This is a genomic window from Luteimonas sp. YGD11-2, from assembly GCF_004118975.1.
Lineage (GTDB): Bacteria > Pseudomonadota > Gammaproteobacteria > Xanthomonadales > Xanthomonadaceae > Luteimonas > Luteimonas muca.
This window is the reverse complement of record NZ_CP035376.1, coordinates 515,260-535,466: the sequence shown is the minus strand read 5'-3', so window position 1 is coordinate 535,466 and position 20,207 is coordinate 515,260. Positions and strand designations below refer to the sequence as shown.

At 70.7% G+C, this 20,207-nt stretch carries 15 protein-coding genes; 7 read left to right on the top strand and 8 right to left on the bottom strand.

Going from position 1 to position 20,207, the window contains the following annotated elements:
- The first annotated feature begins 68 nt into the window (after positions 1-68).
- The 4 genes from prmA to purH all read left to right on the top strand — a co-directional run bounded on the left by prmA (position 69) and on the right by purH (position 4,312).
- Complete coding sequence (gene prmA, locus ERL55_RS02400) at positions 69-992, top strand: 50S ribosomal protein L11 methyltransferase (protein ID WP_129135009.1); 924 nt, start codon at positions 69-71, stop codon at positions 990-992.
- A 32-nt stretch (positions 993-1,024) separates the two neighbouring features.
- Entirely contained in the window at positions 1,025-2,230 is a 1,206-nt protein-coding gene (locus tag ERL55_RS02395; RefSeq protein ID WP_129135008.1) for a DUF3426 domain-containing protein, read from the top strand.
- A 113-nt stretch (positions 2,231-2,343) separates the two neighbouring features.
- On the top strand, positions 2,344-2,625 hold the full coding sequence (gene fis / locus ERL55_RS02390; protein ID WP_129135007.1) for a DNA-binding transcriptional regulator Fis: 282 nt from the start codon (positions 2,344-2,346) through the stop codon (positions 2,623-2,625).
- Positions 2,626-2,725: 100 nt separating this feature from the next.
- Positions 2,726-4,312, top strand: a complete 1,587-nt coding sequence (gene purH, locus ERL55_RS02385) for a bifunctional phosphoribosylaminoimidazolecarboxamide formyltransferase/IMP cyclohydrolase (RefSeq protein WP_129135006.1) — start codon at positions 2,726-2,728, stop codon at positions 4,310-4,312.
- A gap of 42 nt (positions 4,313-4,354) precedes the next feature.
- Here purH and ERL55_RS02380 read toward each other — a convergent pair whose 3' ends face one another.
- On the bottom strand, positions 4,355-4,867 hold the full coding sequence (locus tag ERL55_RS02380; protein WP_129135005.1) for a hypothetical protein: 513 nt from the start codon (positions 4,865-4,867) through the stop codon (positions 4,355-4,357).
- Positions 4,864-5,271: a copper resistance protein NlpE N-terminal domain-containing protein gene (locus ERL55_RS02375; RefSeq protein ID WP_129135004.1), complete on the bottom strand. Its 408-nt coding sequence runs from the start codon at positions 5,269-5,271 to the stop codon at positions 4,864-4,866. The genes ERL55_RS02380 and ERL55_RS02375 overlap by 4 nt, the downstream gene beginning before the upstream one ends.
- Positions 5,272-5,383: 112 nt before the next feature.
- Here ERL55_RS02375 and ERL55_RS02370 point away from each other — a divergent pair, with 112 nt between their 5' ends.
- Positions 5,384-5,581: a hypothetical protein gene (locus ERL55_RS02370; RefSeq protein ID WP_129135003.1), complete on the top strand. Its 198-nt coding sequence runs from the start codon at positions 5,384-5,386 to the stop codon at positions 5,579-5,581.
- Positions 5,582-5,604: 23 nt separating this feature from the next.
- On the opposite strand, the gene ERL55_RS02365 is transcribed toward ERL55_RS02370, so the two are convergent.
- From ERL55_RS02365 to ERL55_RS02355, 3 genes are all read right to left on the bottom strand, one after another.
- The gene (locus ERL55_RS02365; RefSeq protein ID WP_129135002.1) at positions 5,605-6,018 is read right to left on the bottom strand and encodes a hypothetical protein; all 414 of its coding nucleotides are present in this window, start codon (positions 6,016-6,018) and stop codon (positions 5,605-5,607) included.
- A 177-nt stretch (positions 6,019-6,195) separates the two neighbouring features.
- Positions 6,196-6,960, bottom strand: a complete 765-nt coding sequence (locus tag ERL55_RS02360) for an HAD family hydrolase (protein WP_129135001.1) — start codon at positions 6,958-6,960, stop codon at positions 6,196-6,198.
- A gap of 113 nt (positions 6,961-7,073) precedes the next feature.
- Positions 7,074-7,382: an EF-hand domain-containing protein gene (locus ERL55_RS02355; protein ID WP_129135000.1), complete on the bottom strand. Its 309-nt coding sequence runs from the start codon at positions 7,380-7,382 to the stop codon at positions 7,074-7,076.
- A 365-nt stretch (positions 7,383-7,747) separates the two neighbouring features.
- Between ERL55_RS02355 and ERL55_RS02350 the strand changes: the two genes are divergently transcribed.
- Positions 7,748-8,968 carry a PQQ-dependent sugar dehydrogenase gene (locus ERL55_RS02350; protein WP_129134999.1) on the top strand — a complete coding sequence of 407 codons (1,221 nt, stop codon included), beginning with the start codon at positions 7,748-7,750 and terminating at the stop codon, positions 8,966-8,968.
- Between the two features lie 94 nt (positions 8,969-9,062).
- Here the strand turns inward: ERL55_RS02350 and ERL55_RS02345 are convergent, their stop codons facing one another.
- Positions 9,063-9,428 (bottom strand): glycine zipper 2TM domain-containing protein, encoded by a 366-nt coding sequence (locus ERL55_RS02345; RefSeq protein ID WP_129134998.1) that lies wholly within the window; start codon positions 9,426-9,428, stop codon positions 9,063-9,065.
- A 131-nt stretch (positions 9,429-9,559) separates the two neighbouring features.
- On the opposite strand from ERL55_RS02345, the gene ERL55_RS02340 reads away from it, so the two are divergent.
- On the top strand, positions 9,560-10,081 hold the full coding sequence (locus tag ERL55_RS02340; protein ID WP_129134997.1) for an adenine phosphoribosyltransferase: 522 nt from the start codon (positions 9,560-9,562) through the stop codon (positions 10,079-10,081).
- 126 nt (positions 10,082-10,207) lie between these two features.
- Here the strand turns inward: ERL55_RS02340 and ERL55_RS02335 are convergent, their stop codons facing one another.
- Positions 10,208-12,079 (bottom strand): S8 family serine peptidase, encoded by a 1,872-nt coding sequence (locus ERL55_RS02335; RefSeq protein WP_129134996.1) that lies wholly within the window; start codon positions 12,077-12,079, stop codon positions 10,208-10,210.
- A 124-nt stretch (positions 12,080-12,203) separates the two neighbouring features.
- Entirely contained in the window at positions 12,204-20,123 is a 7,920-nt protein-coding gene (locus ERL55_RS15010) for an ESPR-type extended signal peptide-containing protein (protein WP_206733348.1), read from the bottom strand.
- Positions 20,124-20,207: the final 84 nt, after the last annotated feature.

Sequence of the window (20,207 nt, the reverse complement as noted above, 5' to 3'; positions counted from 1 at the left end):
GGGCGCGCCGGGGTTTACCCTGCCCGGCCCGGGGCCCAAGATGCCCGGCCCCCTGCCGGTCCCCCGCCATGCCGTACCTCGAACTCACCCTGCCCTGCACCGAGGACGAACAGCCGCGCTACGAGCGCGCGCTCGACGATGTCGGGGCGCTGGCGGTCACCCTGCTCGACGCCGATGCCGAGACCGGCAACGAGCGCGCGATCCTCGAGCCGGGCGTCGGCGAGACGCCGCTGTGGCGCTCGCTGGTGTTGAACGCCCTGTTCGCGCACGACGCCGACCCGCTGGTGCTGCTGGCGGCACTGGAGGCGTTCGATCCGGTGCTCGACTGGAGCCGGGCGTCCTTCCGCACCGTCGAGGACCAGGACTGGGAGCGCGCGTGGATGGACCAGTACGTGCCGCTGCGTTTCGGCGCGCGCACCTGGATCGTGCCGTGGAACGCTCCGCTGCCGGCCGAGGCCGAGGGCGCCGATGCCGCGGTGGTGCGGCTCGACCCCGGGCTCGCCTTCGGTTCCGGCACCCATCCGACCACCTCGCTGTGTTTGCAGTGGCTGGATGGCCTCGCCGCCGCCGGTGAACTGCGCGGGCGCCGGGTGCTCGACTACGGCTGCGGCAGCGGCATCCTCGCACTCGCCGCACTCAAGCTCGGTGCCGTCGCCGCGCTCGGCATCGACAACGATCCGCAGGCGCTGCTGGCCAGCCGCGACAACGCCGACCGCAACGCGGTGGGCGCGCAGCTCGAGGTCGCCAACCCGCAGGCGGCACCCGCCGGGCAGTTCCCGGTGGTGGTCGCCAACATCCTCGCCAGTGCGCTGGATGCACTGGCGGAGCCGATCGCCGAGCGGGTGGAAGCGGGCGGGAGGCTGGCGCTGTCGGGCATCCTCGATGGCCAGCAGGAGGAGCTGTTGCGTCGCTACCGGCCGTGGTTCGAGTCGCTGGCCGTCACCCACGAAGGTGACTGGGTTCGCATCGACGGAGTGCGTCGCCGTGATTGAATAGGGCGGCTCCGGGGGGATCGCGGTCCGTCATGTTCATCAACTGTCCGAACTGCAATGCGCTGGTCGCCACCGACCTGGTGACCGACCTGCCGCCGCTGCAGTGCCCACGCTGCGACTTCGGCCTGCGCGATATGCAGGCACGGCAGGTGACGGTGCCCACGGCCACCGATCCGGTGGCCGTCGCACCACCGCCGCTGCTGGCCGATCCGCCGGGGCTCGCCGCCCCGACCGCGCCGATGATGCCGGCGACGCCGCCCGCGCCGGGTCCCAAGCCCGCGGTGCGTTTTATCCCGCTGCACGAACCGCCACCCAGCGCGGCACTGGTGCCGCCATCGTCGCCAGGGTTCGAACCTGCGGAAACCGCCGCACCCCCTCGCGATGATGCAGCCGGGCGCGCGACCGACGCAGCCGCGAACCCCTCCCCACATCAGGACGACGAGGCACCCGGCGACGACGCGCCACCGGCGCCCGCCACAGCGCGGCCGACGGCCGCTGCGGGCACCCGGCCACCACCAGCGACCGCGCCGCCACCGACGCAGCCGGCGCCGTCCGCCGTGGCGGATGTCGACACGCCTGTCGCGGAGGCAACAGCGCCGGCGGCATCGACATCGACATCGACATCGTCGCCTGCCCCGCAGGCGCCCGCGATCGCGCCGGCGCCCGCAGCCACCGGTGCGCCCGCTGCGCCGCCATCCGCGCAACCTGCTGCGGGCGTACGCCCGGCACCCAGCTTCCTGCGCACGGCATCGCCGGCCGCCCACGCCCTGTCGCCGCGCGAACGCCGCGTGCTGCGTATCGCGATCCCCGCCCTCACGGTGCTGCTGGTGCTGCAGCTGCTGCTTGCCGATCGCGTCCGTCTTGCCGGCGACGCCACCTGGCGGCCGTGGGTCGCGGCCGCATGCACGCTGGCGCGCTGCACGCTGCCACCGTGGCATGCGCCGGATGCGATCGTTCTCGTGCAGCGCGACGTGCGTCCGCATCCCGCGCAATCCGGCGTGCTGCAGGTCAGCGCCACGCTGCGCAACGATGCCGCCTACCCGCAGGCGTGGCCGATGCTGCTGCTGACCCTGTCCGATGTCGACGGCCGTCCGCTCGGCGCGCGCTGGTTCGCACCCGGCGAATACCGGCCGACCGATGCCGCCGACATTCTGGCCCCCGGCGCCGCCGCCGCGTTCCGGATCGACGTGGTGGAGCCGTCCCCGCACACGGTGGCGTTCAACTTCACCTTCGGCTGAGCGGTTTGGACTTCGGGCCGAGCGGCGCGCTAGACTCGCTGGCCCCGTCGCGGGTCCGCTGCCGTGGGGAGGCAGGGGCTGCCGACGGCGCCGTCGCAGTTGCGGAAACCGCCTTGAACACCGCCGATCGCCCAGAACCGTCCAATCGCGCTGGTCAGCGCACGCCGTTGCGCGAGCACGTCGCCAATTCCGTGCGGCGCTATATCGGCGATCTCAACGGCAGCGGTACCGACAACCTCTACGAGGTCGCGCTGCGCGAACTGGAGATCCCGCTGTTCGTCGAGGTGCTGAACCACTGCGAGGGCAACCAGAGCCGCGCCGCGGCGATGCTGGGCATCCACCGCGCGACGCTGCGCAAGAAGCTGCGCGACTACGGCCTTACCGTCGGCGACTGAAGCCGCATCCGCGGACGAAGCGCGCGCGCACCGCGGGCACCGCGGGCACCCGGACGCCACCGGTACAATGGCCGCCCGTTTTCGCCTGCAGATCCCCGCGATGTCCGTCGATCTCCTGCCCGTGCGCCGGGCCCTGCTGTCCGTTTCCGACAAGACCGGCCTGGTCGAGCTGGCGCGCGCGCTCGCCGCGCGCGGCGTCGAACTGCTGTCCACCGGCGGCACCGCAAAGGCGATCCGCGACGCGGGGCTCGAGGTCAGGGACGTGGCGGAGGTCACCGGCTTTCCGGAAATGATGGACGGCCGCGTCAAGACCCTGCACCCGATGGTGCACGGCGCGCTGCTCGGCCGCGCCGGCACCGACGATGCGGTGATGGCCGAGCACGGCATCGCCCCGATCGACCTGCTGGTGCTGAACCTCTATCCGTTCGAGGAGGTCACCGCGCGCGCCGACTGCACGCTGGCCGAGGCGGTCGAGAACATCGACATCGGCGGCCCGGCGATGCTGCGCTCGGCGGCGAAGAACTTCGCCCGCGTGGCGGTGGCGACCTCGCCCGACCAGTATCCCGGCCTGCTCGCCGAGCTTGCCGCCAACGACGGTTGCCTGTCGGCGGCGAAGCGGTTCGAGCTGTCGGTGGCGGCGTTCAACCGGGTCGCCCAGTACGACGCCGCGATCAGCAACTACCTGTCCGCGGTCACCGACGCCGCGGCCGCGGTGCCGACGCGCACCCCGTTCGCGGCGCAGGCCAACGGCAATTTCATCAAGGTCATGGACCTGCGCTACGGCGAGAACCCGCACCAGCAGGCGGCGTTCTACCGCGACCTGCATCCGGCGCCGGGTTCGCTGGCCACCTTCCGCCAGCTGCAGGGCAAGGAACTCAGCTACAACAACATCGCCGATTCGGACGCGGCCTGGGAATGCGTGCGCCAGTTCGATGCGCCGGCCTGCGTGATCGTCAAGCACGCCAATCCCTGTGGCGTGGCGGTAGGCGTGGCCTGCGGCGACGCCTACGAGCTCGCCTACGCCACCGATCCGACCAGCGCGTTCGGCGGCATCATCGCGTTCAACCGCACCCTCGATGCCGCCACCACGAAGGCCATCCTCGACCGCCAGTTCGTCGAGGTGCTGATCGCCCCGGACTACGACGACGGCGCCCTCGAGTACGCGCGGAAGAAAGCCAACGTGCGCGTGCTGAAGATCCCGATGGCCGCGGCGGCACCGGGCTTCATCGACACGAAGCGCATCGGCTCCGGCCTGTTGCTGCAGACCGTGGACGACCGCGTGGTGACGCGCGACGAACTCACCGTGGTGACGAAGGCCGCGCCCACCGAGGCACAGTTCGCCGACCTGCTGTTCGCGTGGAAGGTGGCGAAGTTCGTGAAGTCCAATGCGATCGTCTATGCGAAGGACAAGCGCACCATCGGCGTCGGCGCCGGTCAGATGAGCCGGGTGTACTCCGCGCGCATCGCCGGCATCAAGGCGGCGGACGCCGGGCTGCAGGTCGAGGGTTCGGTCATGGCCAGCGATGCGTTCTTCCCGTTCCGTGACGGCATCGATGCCGCCGCGGAATGCGGCATCAGCGCGGTGATCCAGCCGGGCGGTTCGATGCGCGACGGCGAGGTGATCGCCGCCGCCGACGAGCACGGCATCGCGATGGTCTTTACCGGCGTGCGCCACTTCCGCCACTGAGCGGCATCGGGGTCAAGCAGGCAGTGCCGGCGACAGAACCGGTCAGTCGGCGTCCGGCAAGGGGCGCGCCCAGCGGCGATAGCTTGCGGCGATTTCCGTGCGCAGGCGCTGGAAGGGCGCAGTCCCCGGTGCGGCGCCCACCTGGCCGGCGATCTCCGACCAGGGCTGCGCCGGCGCGCGCTCGCGCAGGGTGACCACGGTACGGCAGGGACGTCCGGACACCTGGCCGAGCGCGCAGGCGAAATACAGCTCTCCCGCGGACCACGCATCCTCGCGTGCGAGCAGTTCCGCGGCCAGCGCACGCGGCGCCCCGTGGTAACGCACCAGCTCATCGATGAAGGCATCGCGGTGGCGCGCGGCGTAGTGGTCGATATCCAGCAGCCGGGCATCGATCCAGGTGTCGCCGGTGGCGGGGCCGGCAGCGACCGGCTGCACGGATGCACTCTCCTCGGCGGCCTCCGCTGTGGCCGAATCCTGCGCCAGGGCAGCGGGCATCAGGGCCAGCAGCAACGGCAGCATTGCGGACGCCACAAGGAAGCGCTGGATCATGTTCATTGCGTCACTCCGGCCACCGGCTGCAGTTCATGCGCTGCGCGCTCGGCGCGACCATCGGCCTGTCGCGACTGCAGGCGGCCGTCGCCCAGCAGCAGGTAGGTGCGCAGGCTGCCGTCGTCGCCCTGCAGGCGGACCAGGGTGTCGTCGTACCGCCATGCGCCGGCATCGGCGAAGGGTTCACCGCCGCCGTCGAGCAGATAGGTCTCGATCATTTCGAACCGTTGCTCGCCGTCTCCGTGCGACAGCACCAGCACGGTATCGATGGCATCGCAGTCGGCGCAGTGCTGCATGCCCTGCCATTCCATGCGTTCCGCCTGTACAGGTGGCTCCGGCGACGGCGATCCGCATGCCGACAGCAGCAGAAGGATGGCCGGTCCCGCGACGATGCCCGTTGGATTACGCATGCGGCGATTGTGCCGCACGCGTACGCCCGTGGCGTGCACGCCGCCGAGACGTGGCGCTGCCTACGCTTGCGGTGCATGTCGCGAAGCGGCGGCAGCACCCGGAGTACGAGTCATGGCCAGCACCGAATCCCCATCCGCCCCCATCCGCCCCCGCCTGCGCCGCTGGACCATCGGCGCGTCGGCACTGCTGCTCGCCGGGGTCGGATACGCGATCGTGCTGCATCAGCTGAGCGAGCAGGTCGGCGCCGGTGTCGAGGCCAGCCTGCGCGTGGCGCCGGCGGTCGAGGATCACCACCACCGGGCCGAATGACGGCCCGGCAGCGCCGGTGCGTCCTACCAGCGACGGCCCCGCGTCTTGCGGTCGTAACGCGGGTCGTAGTACTGCGCGGTGCAACGACCACGGCTGTCACAACGCACGTTGCGCGACGGCGCGTGGCGGACGTTGTTGCGGTGCCCCGGCGGTATGCCGTGAACCGGGTGGCGGCCACGGTAATGCACCACGTGGGCATTGCGTGGGGCGTGGCGGTAGTACACCGGGCGGCCGTACCGGTCGCGTTCGACGATCAGCCGGTCGTCGTAGCCGCCATGGCGGTAATGTGGGGTGCCTCCACGCAGGATGACGTCGGCGGCATCGACGATCACGCGCACGAGGTCATCACTGGCACGTGCCGGCGCCGGCATCAGCGAGGCGGCACCCAGGCCGAATGCGAGGGCCAGTGGTGCGATCCAGCGGGCAATAACGGGCATGAGCTGCTCCTTGGGTGCGATCGCGCCACGACCGCCGCGGCGCGCAGGTCCAAGCTGCCTTGCACTCGGTGAACAGGAACTGGACCCGACGCCTGCGACGCCGATCGGTTCAGACGTAACCGCTTACAACGCATTCCCGACCGTGCATCGCACTGCAAAGGGCGCGTTGCACGAGGCTCAGTGCTGCTCGCACGCGAGCTCATGCAGGCCGCGCACCGCTGCGGGCAGGCCGCCGATGCCCCCCAGTTCGCGCCAGCGCGCCTGCACCGCCGGATCGATGTCGGCTTCGCGTTCGTGCTCCCAGGTCAGGTGATAGGGCACGTGCACCGCCCAGCCACCCAGCCTCAGCACCGGCGCGATATCGGAACGCAGGGAATTGCCGACCATGCAGAACTGCGCCGGGCCGAGACCGAATTCACCGAGCACACGGTGATAGGTGGCGTCATCCTTCTCGCTGACGATCTCGATGCGGCCGAACAGGTCGGCAAGCCCCGACTGGCGCACCTTTGCTTCCTGGTGGAACAGGTCGCCCTTGGTGATCAGTACGACCGCATGTTCGCGGGCAACGGCTTCCACCGCCTCGCGCACGTCGGGCAGCAGTTCCACCGGGTGGCGCAGCATGTCCTTGGCGATCGACACGATCCGGTGCAGGTCAGTCGCGCTGATGCGTTGCGCGGTGATGTCGACCGCAGCCTCGATCATCGACAGGGCCATGCCTTTGACGCCATAGCCGAACAGCGCGAGGTTGCCCTTCTCGATCGCCAGCAGGCGCTGGCGTGCACGTGCGTTGTCGAGGTCGATATAGCCGCCGACGATGCGCTCGAACTCGCCCTGCGCGGCGGCGAAGTAGTCCTCGCTGCGCCACAGGGTGTCGTCGGCATCGAAGCCGACCAGGTGGATCCCGCGGGCGTTGGTGGCGTCGGTGGGGGATGTGTCGTGCATCCGCGGATTGTAGGAGCTGGACCGGAACACGCACATGCGCGACACGGACGCGACGAAGGCGGCCGCAGCCGCCTTCGTCGCGTGGATGGCAGGGCGATTGCCCGCGTCGGGCGTTATTCGTCGCCGGTCGGGCCCGCGCCCTGGGCCGCCGCGAACGTGCGGTACTCGTCGGCGGTCAGCTGCCCATCGCCGTCGCCATCGGCCTGGTCGAACACCGCCGCGAGTGCGGAATGCGCCGTGGCCTCGTCACGGCTGAGGTTGCCGTCGCCATTGGTGTCGAGGTCGGCCCAGGTGAGCTGGTTGCCGGATGCGCCGGTCTGCGCGCCGGCGGAGGTGGTGGTGTCCTGCGCAAAGGCCAGCGGCATGGTGAGCACTGCGCCGGCGGCGAGCAGGAGGGCGAACGGTTTGCGATTGGTGTCCATCGGGGCTCCTTCGGGGTTGGATGTGGTCGGCGACTGTGTTGCCCGCCGTCCACGCGCCGCACTCTGGCGACGCCGCGATGAACGCGTGCACCGCTGCAACCGCATCGTCCACATGCGCTTAACCGCAGGCGCGAGGCGATGGATTAGGCGCGACGTGTGACACGGCTGGCGTGCGGCGCCGGAGTCGCATCCCATCAGGGGATCGACGTGGAAACGCCGGGATCCGACCGGACGGCCCCGGCGGCCGCCAGCGTGAATCCAACACAACGTTTACGCGCGGGTGGACGCCGTGGGTGCACCTGCACACATTCCTGCCGGGCTTTTGTACGCGCTACCCTTCTGCTTCTTTCCAGCCGGACGCTCCCATGACCCGACACCTGCTTGCTGCCGCCTGCATCGCCGCACTTGCCGCCTGCAGCGCGGACACCAACGCCCGTGCCGACACCACTGCTCCCACGCAGGCCGACACTGCTCCGGCCACGGGCACCCCGACGCGCACGATCGCGCTGCCCGCGGCCGATGGCCGTCCGTTCGTGACCGAGGAAGTGGCGCAGTTCAAGGAACCCTGGGCGATGACCTTCCTGCCCGACGGCCGCCTGCTGGTCACCGAGAAGCCCGGCACGCTGAAGCTGTTCGATCCGGCCAGCGGCCGCGGCAGCGACATCTCCGGCGTGCCCGAAGTCGCCTACGGTGGCCAGGGCGGACTGGGCGACGTGGTGCTGCACCCGGGCTATGCCGACAACGGGCTGGTCTACATCAGCTATGCCGAAGCCGGCGATGGTGGCGCGGGCGGCGTGGTCGCCCGCGCGCGGCTGCGGATCGATGGCGACGGTGGCGAGCTGCAGGACCTCGCGGTGATCTGGCGACAGGTCCCGAAGGTCTCCGGGCAGGGCCACTACGCGTATCGCATCGCTTTTGATGGCGACGGCATGCTGTGGATCACCTCGGGCGAGCGCCAGAAGTTCGATCCCTCGCAGGACATGGCCTCCAACCTGGGCAAGGTCATCCGCCTGCACGACGACGGCAGCGTGCCCGCCGACAACCCCTTCGCCGACCAGGGTGGCGTGGCCGCGCAGGTGTGGTCGCTGGGCCATCGCAACCCGCTGGGCCTGGCCTTCGACGGCGACGGCAGGCTGTGGGTGCACGAAATGGGCCCGAAGAACGGCGACGAACTCAACCTCATCGAGCGCGGGGCCAACTACGGTTATCCGCTGGTGTCCGACGGCGAGCATTACGACGGCCGGCCGATTCCGGACCATGCCACGCGGCCCGAGTTCAACGCGCCCGCCGTGGTGTGGACGCCGGTGATTTCCCCCGCGGGCTTCGTCATCTACGACGGGGACCGGTTCGCGGACTGGCGCGGCGACGGATTCATCGGTGGCCTGTCGTCGCAGGCACTGGTGCGGGTGGCCTTCGATGGCGACAGCGCGCGCGAAGTCGAGCGCTATCCGATGCAGACCCGCATCCGCGAAGTCGAGCAGGGCCCGGATGGTGCGCTATGGCTGCTCGAGGATGGTGGCCGTGGTTCCAGCGGCCGGATGTTCCGGCTGGTGCCGGCGACCGACGCCGGGACAGCACGCCCCTGACGCGCACGTGCGGCGGTAACGTCGCGTATAGCTGGAGCGTCAGAAGGGCCCGCATTGCGGGCCCTTCTGCTTTGCCGCGGGATATAGCGGGACGTCAGTTGTGGACGCGTCGGCAGCGCTGTTCGACGACGCGCTCGCCACGGGCTTCCTGCTGGTTGCCCTGCACGTTGCGGCCGATCGCGCCACCGGCAACGGCACCGCCGACGGTTGCGATCTTGCGGCCACTGCCGCTGCCGATCTGGTTGCCAACCAGGCCACCGATCACCGCACCCGCGGCAGTACCGGCAACGCGGTTGGGATCACTGCCTGCGCGTTGCACTTCGACGTCCTCGCAGACGACGCGGCTGCCGTCATTGAAGCGCCGGCCTTCGTCCTGCGGGCCGTAGGTCTGCGCGTGCACGGTGCCGAACGCTGCCAGCGACAGCACGGCCGCACCGGCAAAGCTGCGGAACTTGTTCATGTCGTTCTCCGCGATGGGGTGACGCGATGGTGCGTACGCCGCCGCAAACAGGCAGTGAAACGGGAGCCCGAACATGGCTGCGGCCTTAACCCGCCGCGTGGCTATCATGCATCGCCGTCCGGAGAAAACCCATGCACGACTGGCACCACCTGATCCGCGAGGTCACCGATTTTCCGCGGCCCGGGATCCGTTTCAGCGACATCACCCCGCTGCTTGCCGATGCGCGCGGCTTCGCCGCCGCGATCGATGCGATGGCCGCGCCGTGGCACGCAGCCGGCATCGATGCGGTCGCCGGCATCGAATCGCGCGGCTTCATCATCGGCAGTGCGCTTGCGCTCTCACTGGGCGCCGGTTTCGTGCCGATCCGCAAGCCCGGCAAGCTGCCGGCGCGCACGCTGCACGAGGATTACGCGCTGGAATACGGACGCGACCGGCTGGAGATCCACGTCGACGCGTTGCGCCCCGGTCAGCGCGTGCTGCTGGTCGACGACGTGCTCGCCACTGGCGGCACCCTGATTGCCGGCGCGCGGCTGCTGCAACGGCTCGACGTGGAACTGGTCGGCGTCGGCGTGCTTGTTGAACTCGAAGCGCTGGCCGCCCGGGCACGCTGGCCGCATGCGGGCATCGCGCTGCACGCCGCGCTGCGTTTCTGAGCGGGTGATGCGCGGCCGGTCCAGGACTGCCCGCCGCAGCTGAAAGAGGGTTCTTCTTTTTTCCGGAGAGGAACCACAAAAAAAGCCCCGGCACCAGCCGGGGCTTTTCCATACCGCTTTGCGGACTCAGTTGTGGCGGGCCTGCAGCGTCACGTTGCTGTAGGCACGCACGCCGACCAGCTTGATGTAGTACGTGCCGGCCTGCGGCGAGGGGATGCGCACCGTCTCGCTGTTGCCCGGACGCGTGGAGCTCCAGTCGGCGTCGCCTGCGGACGGCTCTTCGTCGAAGCTGACGTACAGCGAGACGTCGCCGCTGCCCCCGCTCGTGCTGATGCTGAGCGGACCGGTGATGCCTGCCGGAACCTCGATCGCGTACAGCACCTCGGAACCCGCGGTGCCGCTCAGGCCCGAAACCGGCACCTTGTTCTGGATCGTGGTCGCTTCCGGGCCGCATTCCTCGACGGCCGGATCGCAGGGCTCCTCGGTGGCCTGTTCCAGCAGCGCCGGCAGGTCGAGAATGCCCGCACCCATCGGGGTGGAGGCCGGGATCGCCACCGGGAACGGGCGGGCGGTGTCGGCAAGCAGGTCGCGCATCGCCTGCCAGTCCAGCGGCTCGTCCACGACCGACTGCACCATCGCCGCGGCCGCGGCCACGTGCGGCGACGCCATCGAGGTACCGGCGGAACCGCGCAGGATCCAGTTGCCCGGTTCGGGGCTCTGGGCACCGCCGTTGGTCACCTGCCAGACGTAGCCGTTCGGGTTGCCGTCGGCCGAACCACCGCCACCCGGCGCCGAGATGTCCACGCGCGCGCCGTAGTTGGAGTAGGAGGCCTTGCCGCCGGTGATGCGGGTCGCACCGACGCTGATCACCCCGTTGCAGGCCGACATCGTGTAGTTGGCGGCGTTGCCATTGGCGTTGCCCGCCGCGACGACGATGATCGAACCGGCAGCGTTGACCTGGTTGATCGCATCCTGGTAAAGCCCCGGGCACGTGGTCTGTCCGCCGCTGCCCAGGCTCATATTGAGCACTTCGGCCGGATTCGGGTTGTCCGGGAGCCCGGGCACGCTGATGCCGGCGGCCCACAGCATGCCGTCGGAGATATCGCTGCCGAAGCCACCGCAGGAACCAAGCACGCGGATCGGCATCACCTGCGCACCATGCGCAATGCCGGCAAGGCCCGTCCCGTTATTGGTCTCCTGGGCGATGGTGCCGGCGACATGACTACCGTGCCAGGAACTCGATGCCGGCCCGTGCGGCGGTGCGCCGAGCGCGACGCAGTAGTTCTCCTCCTCCCAGTCACCAAGGTCCCAGCCGCCTGGAACGCGACCGTTCTCGGCCCGACGCGACACGCGCGCGTCGCTGATCATGTCGTAACCCGGGATCACGTTGTTCTGCAGGTCCAGCGTCCCCTGCACGATGCCGGTGTCGAGCACCGCCACCACGACGCCCTCGCCGGTGGAGATCTCCCAGGCCTCCTCGGCGCCAACGCCACCTGCGGGATTGTTGAAGTTCCACTGGTACTGCGCGTAGTTCGGATCGTTCGGCGCCGCGGCCGGGCCCATCGTGCCCATGTGCCGGTACAGCAGGTCCGGTTCCGCAGAGACCACGGCCGGGTCGGCCGCCAGTTCGCGCAGGAAGGTCGCAGACTCCGACGCGCTCAGCGGCCGCGAGGTGGTGACCACGTGCCAGCCGGGTGCTGCTGTGCGGCGCAGCACCTGCGCGGACACCCCCGCACGCGCGGTGGCGTTGGCGGTGGCCTGCAGCGGGCGGTCGAGGCCGGAGCGGCCCAGCGCGTTCTTGAGCGCCGCGGCCTGCGAGCGCGCGGCGGTATCGCGGTACTTGACCACGAAGCGATCACCCGTGGTGGCGACGGCGGGTGCGGTCGACGGCTCGCTCACGCGGGTGCCGGAAATGCGGTCCGCGGCGGACACGCCCATGCCAACGCTGCCGACGAGGATCGCTGCGGCGACCGCCATGCTGATCTTGCTCTGCTTCATCTCGTTCCTGCCTCTCTTGAGTTGGGTGCTGCACTTGTGCGGTCCGTCGTCGCGCCGCCGCGAACCGCGTGGAAACCCCTGTGAGGCCGGGCGGCCGGCCGGCGGGCCGGACACCCCACGTCCATCACCAGCCGAAGCCCGCGCCGATGCCCACCGACTTCTCGTCACCGCTGAAGGCGCCACCGACGGTGACCGTCGCGCGCTCGCTGATCGCACGCTGGTAGCCGATTGACAGTGCGCTCTCACCACTCTGGAAACCGACACCGACACCGACGCGGTTCTGCGTGCGCACGCCCGCGGCGCTGGTGGCCATGTTGAGCATCGCGGCGTTCATCGCGCCCTGGCGGTCCATGCGACGGTCGACATCGTCGAAGCGACGCTCCACGTCGCCGCGGTACGCCTCGAAGTTGTCGTCCCATGCGGCGAACTTCGCGTCCGTATAGGCATTCGCCGAGCCCAGCGTCTGGGTTGCGGTGCTGCGCACCTGGCCCACGTTGGCCGCGTCGGTATCAGCCGTACCGGCCGCCACGTTGGTGACCTGCCGTTCGTTGCCGGTGCTGCCGACCGAGACGGTGTTGGCGCGGGTGGCAACCGAACCGTCGCCCAGCGCGACCGAGTTGTTGCCCGATGCCACCGCGCCTTCACCGATCGCGGTGCCCGCCGAACTCACCGGAGCGGTGAGCTGGCTGCCCCCCGGCGCAGCGGCCTGTGCACCGCCCACCTGCACCGGACCACCGGCCGACATCGTCCGGGGCCCGCCGGATACGGTTGCCGTTCCCACTGCGGGCGTTTCTTCGGAATCAGCGTCGGTCGAAACCGGGCCGTCGTCCACCATCGCGATGCCGGTGTCGCCGGTCACCGATGCGGACGCATCCGGTGATACGGCGTCGCCTGCACCAGCCCCGTCCTGCACGGCGGCGTCCTGCGATGTCTGCAGGGAAGCGACGTCCGACTGCAATGCCGAGGTCGCGGCAGCGACGCCCGCGATGTCCTGCTCCGCCCACGACATCCGGTTCGTCAGCGAGCCGATCTCGGCATCGAGTGCGCCGATCGCGTCACCGACGCTGTAGTAGTTGCCCCCCTGAACGGTGTAGACCGGTGCGACGAGGCTTCCGAACGCCGTCACGCCTGCGCCGCCGCCGAGCGCTTCCGCAGTGCTCGACATCGCGCCGAAGAGCTGTCCACCGGTGATGGCGTCCCTGCTGCCGGACGTCACGGCGCCTGCGGCGAGGTTGGTCAGCCGCGTGCCGTTGTTGCCGTCCAGGGTGATGACCGAACGCGACTCGTCGTCGTAGCGGACCGCGCTTTCGGCAACCGAATTGAGCTGCGCGACATTGACGGCGTCCGTGTCTTCCGTGCCCTCCGCGACGTTGGCGATCTGGCGGTCGACCGGCTGGTGGACTACACCGTATTCGTCAGTCCATGCCTGGGCCGCACCGATGGAGATGGTGCCGGCACGATCGGCCAGCGAGCCTGCGCCGAGGGCGACGCTATCTGCCGCAGCCGCAAACGCGTTCGCTCCGATCGCGACACTGTTGATGGCATCGCGGTCCACAGTGGCGCGCCAGCCCTGCGCTATCGCGTTGTCAGCCAGGCTGAGCGTGCCGCGGCCAAGTGCGACCGCGTTGGTGCCGTCGGCCAGGCTCGTTGCACCGAGCGCCATCGAATAGTTTTCCGTGGCGAGTGCGCCGCGTCCGATCGCGATGGCGCTGATGCCATCCGCCCAGGTATCCATACCCAGCGCCGTGGCACCGCCGTCTGCCGCCCAGGCACCGTAGCCAAAGGCGGACGCGTTGGCGGCGGTGGCCCAGGCCGAGGTGCCGAAGGCAGTTGCGCCATTGGCGGTGGCCCACGCGTAGGCGCCAGTCGCAGTGGCGTCGCCACCGCTGGCCCATGCATTGCTGCCGACGGCCGTACTCCACTCACCCGTTGCGCGCGACTTGAAGCCGTTGGCGGTGCTGTTGCCCCCCAATGCCTGGGCACCGCTGCCGAACGCGGAAGCACTAGCTCCAGTGGCCAGCGCGCCGGCACCCACGGCGGCAGCATCCACCCCGGCCTGGGCCGCGACGAGCTCGGGATTGCCCTCGTCGTCGGTGATCGGCGAGTTGAACTGGTCGTAGGCCTGGCCCATGCCACCGACCGCGACCGAACCGGTCGCCGCACTGCTGTTCATGCCGACGGCCACTGCGTTGTCGCCCAATGCCGTCGCGCCGCTGCCGACTGCCGAGGAACCGGCCCCGAATGCACTGCTGCCGGCACCGACCGCGGTGCTGTAGTCGGCCTCGGCGTAGGCATCCGAACCTGCCGCGGTGGCGTCCTCGCCCAGCGCGAAGGCTTCGCCGTCGCCGGTGGCGCGGAAGTAACGGGTGTCGGCGGTGGCTTCCTGCAGCTGGTCGAGGTTCACCGCGTCGGTGCCCTCGGTGCCGGCGGCGACGTTGGTGATCTGGCGTTCGGCACCGGCCGAACCGACCGACACCGTGTCGTCGCGATCAGCCACGGAGCCCTGGCCGAGCGCCACGCTGCTGTCGGCGGCCGCGACACTGTCGGAACCCAGCGCCAGGCTGCTGTCGCCTTCGGCCGAAGAGAAGTTGCCCAGCGCGGTGGAGTTGAAGCCGCCGGCAAAGGCAGCGCCACCCACGGCGGTGGAGAAATCGCCCGCGGCTTCGGTCGGGATCAGGCCGAAGAACGCACCACCGACGGCGACGCTGTTGTCGCCGCTGGCGATCGCGTTGGAACCGACCGCGGTGGCGTCGAAGTTCGACGCCAGTGCGCCAAAGCCCACCGCGGTGCTGGTATCGGCCGAGGCCTCGGCGCCATAGCCGAGTGCGGTGGCGCCGAAACCGGTGGCGGTGGCGTAGCTGCCGTAGGACGACGCACCATCGGCCGTGGCCTCGGAGCGGAAGCCGCTGGCGGTGGCCTGGGTACCGGAGGCGGTGGCCTCGCTGCCGCTGGCGGTGGCGTAGGCGCCGTCGGCCGTCGCGGAGGCACCGGTCGCCGTGGCACCGATCCCGCCGGCGTAGGCCGCGGTGCCCAGTGCGGTGCTGGACTCACCCCAGGCTTCGGCGAATGCGCCCAGCGCCACCGAATCTGTGCCGGCGCCCACGCTGTTGAAGCCGATCGCGGTGGCACCCGCTTCCAGCGCGAATGCCCCGCTGCCGAAGGCCGACGCGCCGTCGGCCTGGGCCAGCGCCGCGGAACCCACCGCGGTCGCGTAATCACCGTCAGCGGCTGCGTCGGAACCGGCGGCGAGGGCTTCCTCACCGGTCACCCAGGCTTCGCCCTCGCCGGTGGCCTTGAAGTAACGACTGGTCTCCTCGGCGACGTCCGCCACCTCGTTGAGCTGGGCGACGTTCACCGCATCGGTGTCCTCGGTACCCGCCGCGACATTGGTGATCTGGCGCTCGTTGCCGGCGCTGCCCACCGAAACCGTGTCGGCGCGATCGGCTTCCGACCCGGCGCCCAGGGCCACGCTGTTGTCGGCAAGTGCAAACGCGCTCTCGCCGATGGCGGTTGCGCTGGTCGCATCCGCCCAGGCATTCCAGCCGACCGCGGTCGCGTAGTCCTCCGTGGCCCATGCGCCGGCGCCGAATGCGGCGGCACCGGTGCCGGAGGCCTGCGCGGGGATGAGGCCGAAGAAGGTGGTGCCGCCGACCGCCACGCTCTCATCGCCGGTGGCGACGCTGTATTCGCCCACCGCCACGCTGCTGATGCCGGACGCGCTGGCGGCGACACCGACCGCGGTCGAGTAATCGCTGGCCGCGGCGGCGCCGTAGCCGAGCGCGGTGGACTGGTAGCCGGTGGCCTCGCTGAAGCCACCGAAGGCCGAGCCGTAGTCGCCCGCCGCCGAACTGCTGTAGCCGGCCGCGATCGCCTGCCCGCCCACGGCATCCGCACCGGCGCCCACGGCGGTGGCGAGGAAGCCGCTGGCCTGCGCGCCCGCCCCCAACGCCGAGGCGCCGAAGCCGGTCGCCGCGGTGGCCTGGTCGAGCACCACGTTGCCGGCCTCGTCCTCGTAGTACAGCCAGCCGCCGAGCGCAGTGCTGGAATCGCCTTCTGCCACCGCGTTGTAGCCCGAGGCGTAGGCGTAGGTGCCCCACGCCGTCGCGCCGCTGCCCACTGCGGTCGAGCCCACGCCATAGGCGCTGCTGCTCGAGCCCAGCGCGGTGGAATAGTCGGCTTCGGCCAGCGCATTGGACCCCGCGGCGGTGGCGTCCGCGCCTTCGGCGAACGCCTCGCCATCGCCGGTGGCGCGGAAATAGCGGGTGTCGGCAGTGGCCTCTTCGAGCTGGCCGAGGTTCACCGCGTCGGTGGTCTCGGTCCCCGCCGCCACGTTGGTGATCTGACGCTCGGCCCCGTCGGAGCCCACCGAGACACTGTTGTCGCGGTCGGCGAGCGAACCCTGGCCGAGCGCGACGGAGCCCTCGGCGGTTGCCACGGCATCCGAGCCGAGCACCACGGTGTTGTCGCCGAGGCCTTCGGCAAAGTTGCCGACCACCGTCGAGTTGAAGCCGGCCGCATAGGCCGCCCCGCCGATGGCGGTCGAGAAGTCGCCCGAGGCCTCCGTGGGCAGCAGGCCGAAGAAGCCGGCTCCACCCACGGCGACCGAGTTGGCGCCGGTCGCCTGTGCACCCTGGCCGACCGCGGTGCTGGTGTCACCGGCCGCCACGCTGTCGGAGCCGACCGCCAGGCTGCCCGAGCCGGACGCCTCGCTGAAGTTGCCGAGCGCAGTGCTGTTGAAACCCGATGCGGTCGCATAACCGCCGACCGCGGTGGTGTAGTCCTCGGTCGCCTGTGCAAGGAAGCCGAACGCGGCCGAGGATTCGCCGCTGGCGACGCTTTCCGCACCGACCGCGGTCGCCACCTCGCCGGAGGCATCGGCGAAGAAGCCCACCGCAGTGGCTTCGATGCCCGAGGCGTCGGCCAGCGCACCCGAGGCCAGGCTGCCGTCGCCCGTGGCAACCGCGCCTGCACCGGTGGCGGTCGACAGCTCACCCGACGCCAGGCTCTCGGCGCCCAGCGCGATCGAGTATTCGCCCGCCGCCTCGGCGCGTGCGCCCAGCGCCAGTGCATTGGCCGCCGAGGCGCTGGCATTGAAGCCGACCGCGGTGGCGTTGGTTTCGAGTGCGAACGCGCCGCTGCCGAACGCCGAGGCGCCCTGCTCCAGCGCGAGCGCGGAGGAACCCACCGCGGTGCTGTAGTCGCCATCGGCGGCTGCGTTCGAACCCGCCGCGACGGCTTCGTCGCCGGTCACGAACGCCTCGCCCTCCCCACTGGCCTTGAAGTAGCGCGACGTGCCTTCGGCGACGTCGGCCACCGCCTCGAGCTGGCCCATGTTGACGGCGTCGTTGGCATCGATGCCATCCGCGACATTGATGATCCGGCGCGTTGCCGGATGCCCGCTGGCACCGGTGCCGTTGCCGACCGAAACCACGTTGGCCTCGGTGGCGCGCGAACCGGCGCCCAGCGCCACGCTGCTCTGGCCGTTGGCCCAGGCACTCACGCCGATCGCGGTGGCATTGATGCCGCCATAGGCGAACGTGTCGCGGCCGATCGCGGTGGAACCTGCCGAGGTGGCCCAGGCGAACTGGCCCAGCGATGTGGTGTTGTCGGCGGTGGCTCGCGCGGAACCGCCCATCGCGGTGCTGTTGAGCCCGCTGGCGGTCGCCGTGCTACCTGCCGCGAGACTGGCACTGCCGCTGGCGGTGGCGGTGTTGCCCAGCGCGGTGGCGTTGAGGCCGGAAGCCGAGGCGCTGATGCCGACCGCGGTGGTGCGGGTGTTGGTGGCCGCGGCGCCATAGCCCAGGGCGGTCGCGAAATCACCGGTGGCCTCGGTGAAGCCGCCATTGGCGGTGGCTGCCAGGCCGGTGGCCTGGCTGTTGTAACCGGTGGCGGTGGCCTGGGTGTTGCTGGCGACGGCCGCGGCGCCAGTGGCCGTGGCGAACGCGCCTGACGCCTGCGCCCCGGCACCCAGTGCCGATGCACCATCACCGGTGGCCGACGTGGCCTGGTCGAGCAGGACCTCGCCGGTGGCCGGATCGACGTAGTACAGCGTGCCGCCGACGGCGGTGCTGGAGGTCGCCTCGGCCACCGCGCCATAACCGGACGCGGTGGAGAACTGCCCGCCCGCCAGTGCACCGGTGCCGAACGCGGACGCGCCCTCGCCAAGCGCACTGCTGCCGGCACCGACCGCGGTGCTGTAGTCGGCCTCGGCGTAGGCATCCGAACCGGCAGCGGTGGCGTCCTCGCCCAGCGCGAAGGCTTCGCCGTCGCCGGTGGCGCGGAAGTAACGGGTGTCGGCGGTGGCGTCCTCCAGCTGGTCGAGGTTCACCGCGTCGGTGCCCTCGGTACCCGCCGCGACATTGGTGATCTGGCGCTCGGCACCGGCCGAACCGACCGACACCGTGTCGTCGCGATCAGCCACGGAGCCCTGGCCGAGTGCCACGCTGCTGTCGGCGGCGGCGACGCTGTCGGAACCCAGCGCCAGGCTGCTGTCGCCTTCGGCCGAAGCGAAGTTGCCCAGCGCGGTGGAGTTGAAGCCGCCGGCAAAGGCAGCGCCACCCACGGCGGTGGAGAAGTCGCCCGCGGCTTCGGTCGGGATCAGGCCGAAGAACGCACCGCCCACCGCGACGGAGTTGTCGCCGCTGGCGATCGCGTTGGCGCCGACCGCGGTGGCGTCGAAGTTCGAGGCCAGTGCACCAAAACCGACGGCCGTGCTGGTATCGGCCGAGGCTTCCGCGCCGTAGCCCAGCGCGGTGGCGCCGAAACTGGTGGCGGTGGCGTAGCTGCCGTAGGCCGACGAACCATCGGCCGTGGCCTCGGAACGGAAGCCGCTGGCGGTGGCCTGGGTGCCGGAGGCCGTGGCCTCGGTGCCGGTGGCGGTGGCATAGGCGCCGTCGGCGGTGGCCGACGCACCGGTCGCGGTCGCGCCGATTTCGCCCGCGTAGGCCGCGGTGCCCAGTGCGGTGCTGGTTTCACCCCAGGCTTCGGCAAACGCGCCCAGCGCCACCGAATCGATGCCCGCGCCCACGCTGTTGAAGCCGATCGCGGTGGCGCCGATGTCCATTGCGTACGCGCCGCTGCCGAAGGCGGACGACTCGTCACCCTGTGCCTGCGCGGTCGAACCGACCGCGGTCGAATAGTCGCCTTCCGCAAGCGCATCCGCGCCGGCGGCCACCGACTCCTCGCCCTCTGCCCAGGCCTGGCCTTCGCCGGTGGCCTGGAAGTACTGGCTGGTCTCCTCGGCGACGTCCGCCACCGCATTGAGCTGGGCGACGTTCACCGCGTCGGTGTCGGCAGTGCCGGCGGACACGTTGACGATCCGCCGCGTCGCCGGCGCACCACCGGCACCGGTGCCATTGCCCACGGACACCGTATTGGCCTGGCTGGCGATCGCACCGTGACCCAGCGCCACCGCGTTCTCCGCACTGCCCTGCACGATCGCCGCGCGGCCGACCGCAACACCGCCGGTCGCCAGCGTCTGCGCGTTGAAGCCGACCGCGGTGCTCTGCTGTGCGCCTGCGCGCGCGTTCGAGCCCAGCGCGGTGGCGCCGGTCTGCTGCGCATTCGCGCCCGCACCCAGCGCGGTGGCGTTGGTGGCGGTCGCGCGGCTGTTGGCGCCGACCGACGTCGCGCTGGTGGCGGTGGCCTGCGACGACGCACCCAGTGCCACGGTGTTGGCGCCGGTGGCCTGTGCGGCACGTCCGATCGCCACTGCCTGCGCGCCGCTCGCCCTCGCCTGGCTGCCGATCGCGACCGCGTTCTGCCCGCTCGCATCCGCGGACCCGGCCGCGGCGCAGCGCGCCAGCAGGCTGGTATCGAGCACCAGGCAGTTGCGGTTCTCGCCCACTGAAACCGACTGGCCCATCGCCGCCGGCGCCAACAATGCACCGGCCAGCGCAAGGCCGAGGGTCGCTGCCCGCATGCCGTATCCGCGCAGCACGACATCGGCTGCCCGTACACCGGCGCTGTCGCCCGAGGCGAGCTCCGATGCCACGACCAGCTGGTTCAGCGACTTGTTCCAGACCTTGCGGTAGATGCGGTTCATCGATGCGTTCCTTCGAGAGTGGTGGACGCCACGCGCAGAGCGCGCAGGTTGGAAATCGAGGAAGAGGCAGACGATCTGCCAAGG

What these genes read in the sequence shown, in the direction of transcription:
- ERL55_RS15010 (WP_206733348.1), bottom strand. Translation starts at nt 20,123, where the DNA reads ATGAACCGCATCTACCGCAAGGTCTGGAACAAGTCGCTGAACCAGCTG.
- ERL55_RS02380 (WP_129135005.1), bottom strand. Translation starts at nt 4,867, where the DNA reads ATGAACATGATCCAGCGCTTCCTTGTGGCGTCCGCAATGCTGCCGTTG.
- ERL55_RS02375 (WP_129135004.1), bottom strand. Translation starts at nt 5,271, where the DNA reads ATGCGTAATCCAACGGGCATCGTCGCGGGACCGGCCATCCTTCTGCTG.
- prmA (WP_129135009.1), top strand. Translation starts at nt 69, where the DNA reads ATGCCGTACCTCGAACTCACCCTGCCCTGCACCGAGGACGAACAGCCG.
- ERL55_RS02350 (WP_129134999.1), top strand. Translation starts at nt 7,748, where the DNA reads ATGACCCGACACCTGCTTGCTGCCGCCTGCATCGCCGCACTTGCCGCC.
- ERL55_RS02335 (WP_129134996.1), bottom strand. Translation starts at nt 12,079, where the DNA reads ATGAAGCAGAGCAAGATCAGCATGGCGGTCGCCGCAGCGATCCTCGTC.
- ERL55_RS02360 (WP_129135001.1), bottom strand. Translation starts at nt 6,960, where the DNA reads ATGCACGACACATCCCCCACCGACGCCACCAACGCCCGCGGGATCCAC.
- ERL55_RS02345 (WP_129134998.1), bottom strand. Translation starts at nt 9,428, where the DNA reads ATGAACAAGTTCCGCAGCTTTGCCGGTGCGGCCGTGCTGTCGCTGGCA.
- ERL55_RS02355 (WP_129135000.1), bottom strand. Translation starts at nt 7,382, where the DNA reads ATGGACACCAATCGCAAACCGTTCGCCCTCCTGCTCGCCGCCGGCGCA.
- ERL55_RS02395 (WP_129135008.1), top strand. Translation starts at nt 1,025, where the DNA reads ATGTTCATCAACTGTCCGAACTGCAATGCGCTGGTCGCCACCGACCTG.
- ERL55_RS02365 (WP_129135002.1), bottom strand. Translation starts at nt 6,018, where the DNA reads ATGCCCGTTATTGCCCGCTGGATCGCACCACTGGCCCTCGCATTCGGC.
- ERL55_RS02370 (WP_129135003.1), top strand. Translation starts at nt 5,384, where the DNA reads ATGGCCAGCACCGAATCCCCATCCGCCCCCATCCGCCCCCGCCTGCGC.
- ERL55_RS02340 (WP_129134997.1), top strand. Translation starts at nt 9,560, where the DNA reads ATGCACGACTGGCACCACCTGATCCGCGAGGTCACCGATTTTCCGCGG.
- purH (WP_129135006.1), top strand. Translation starts at nt 2,726, where the DNA reads ATGTCCGTCGATCTCCTGCCCGTGCGCCGGGCCCTGCTGTCCGTTTCC.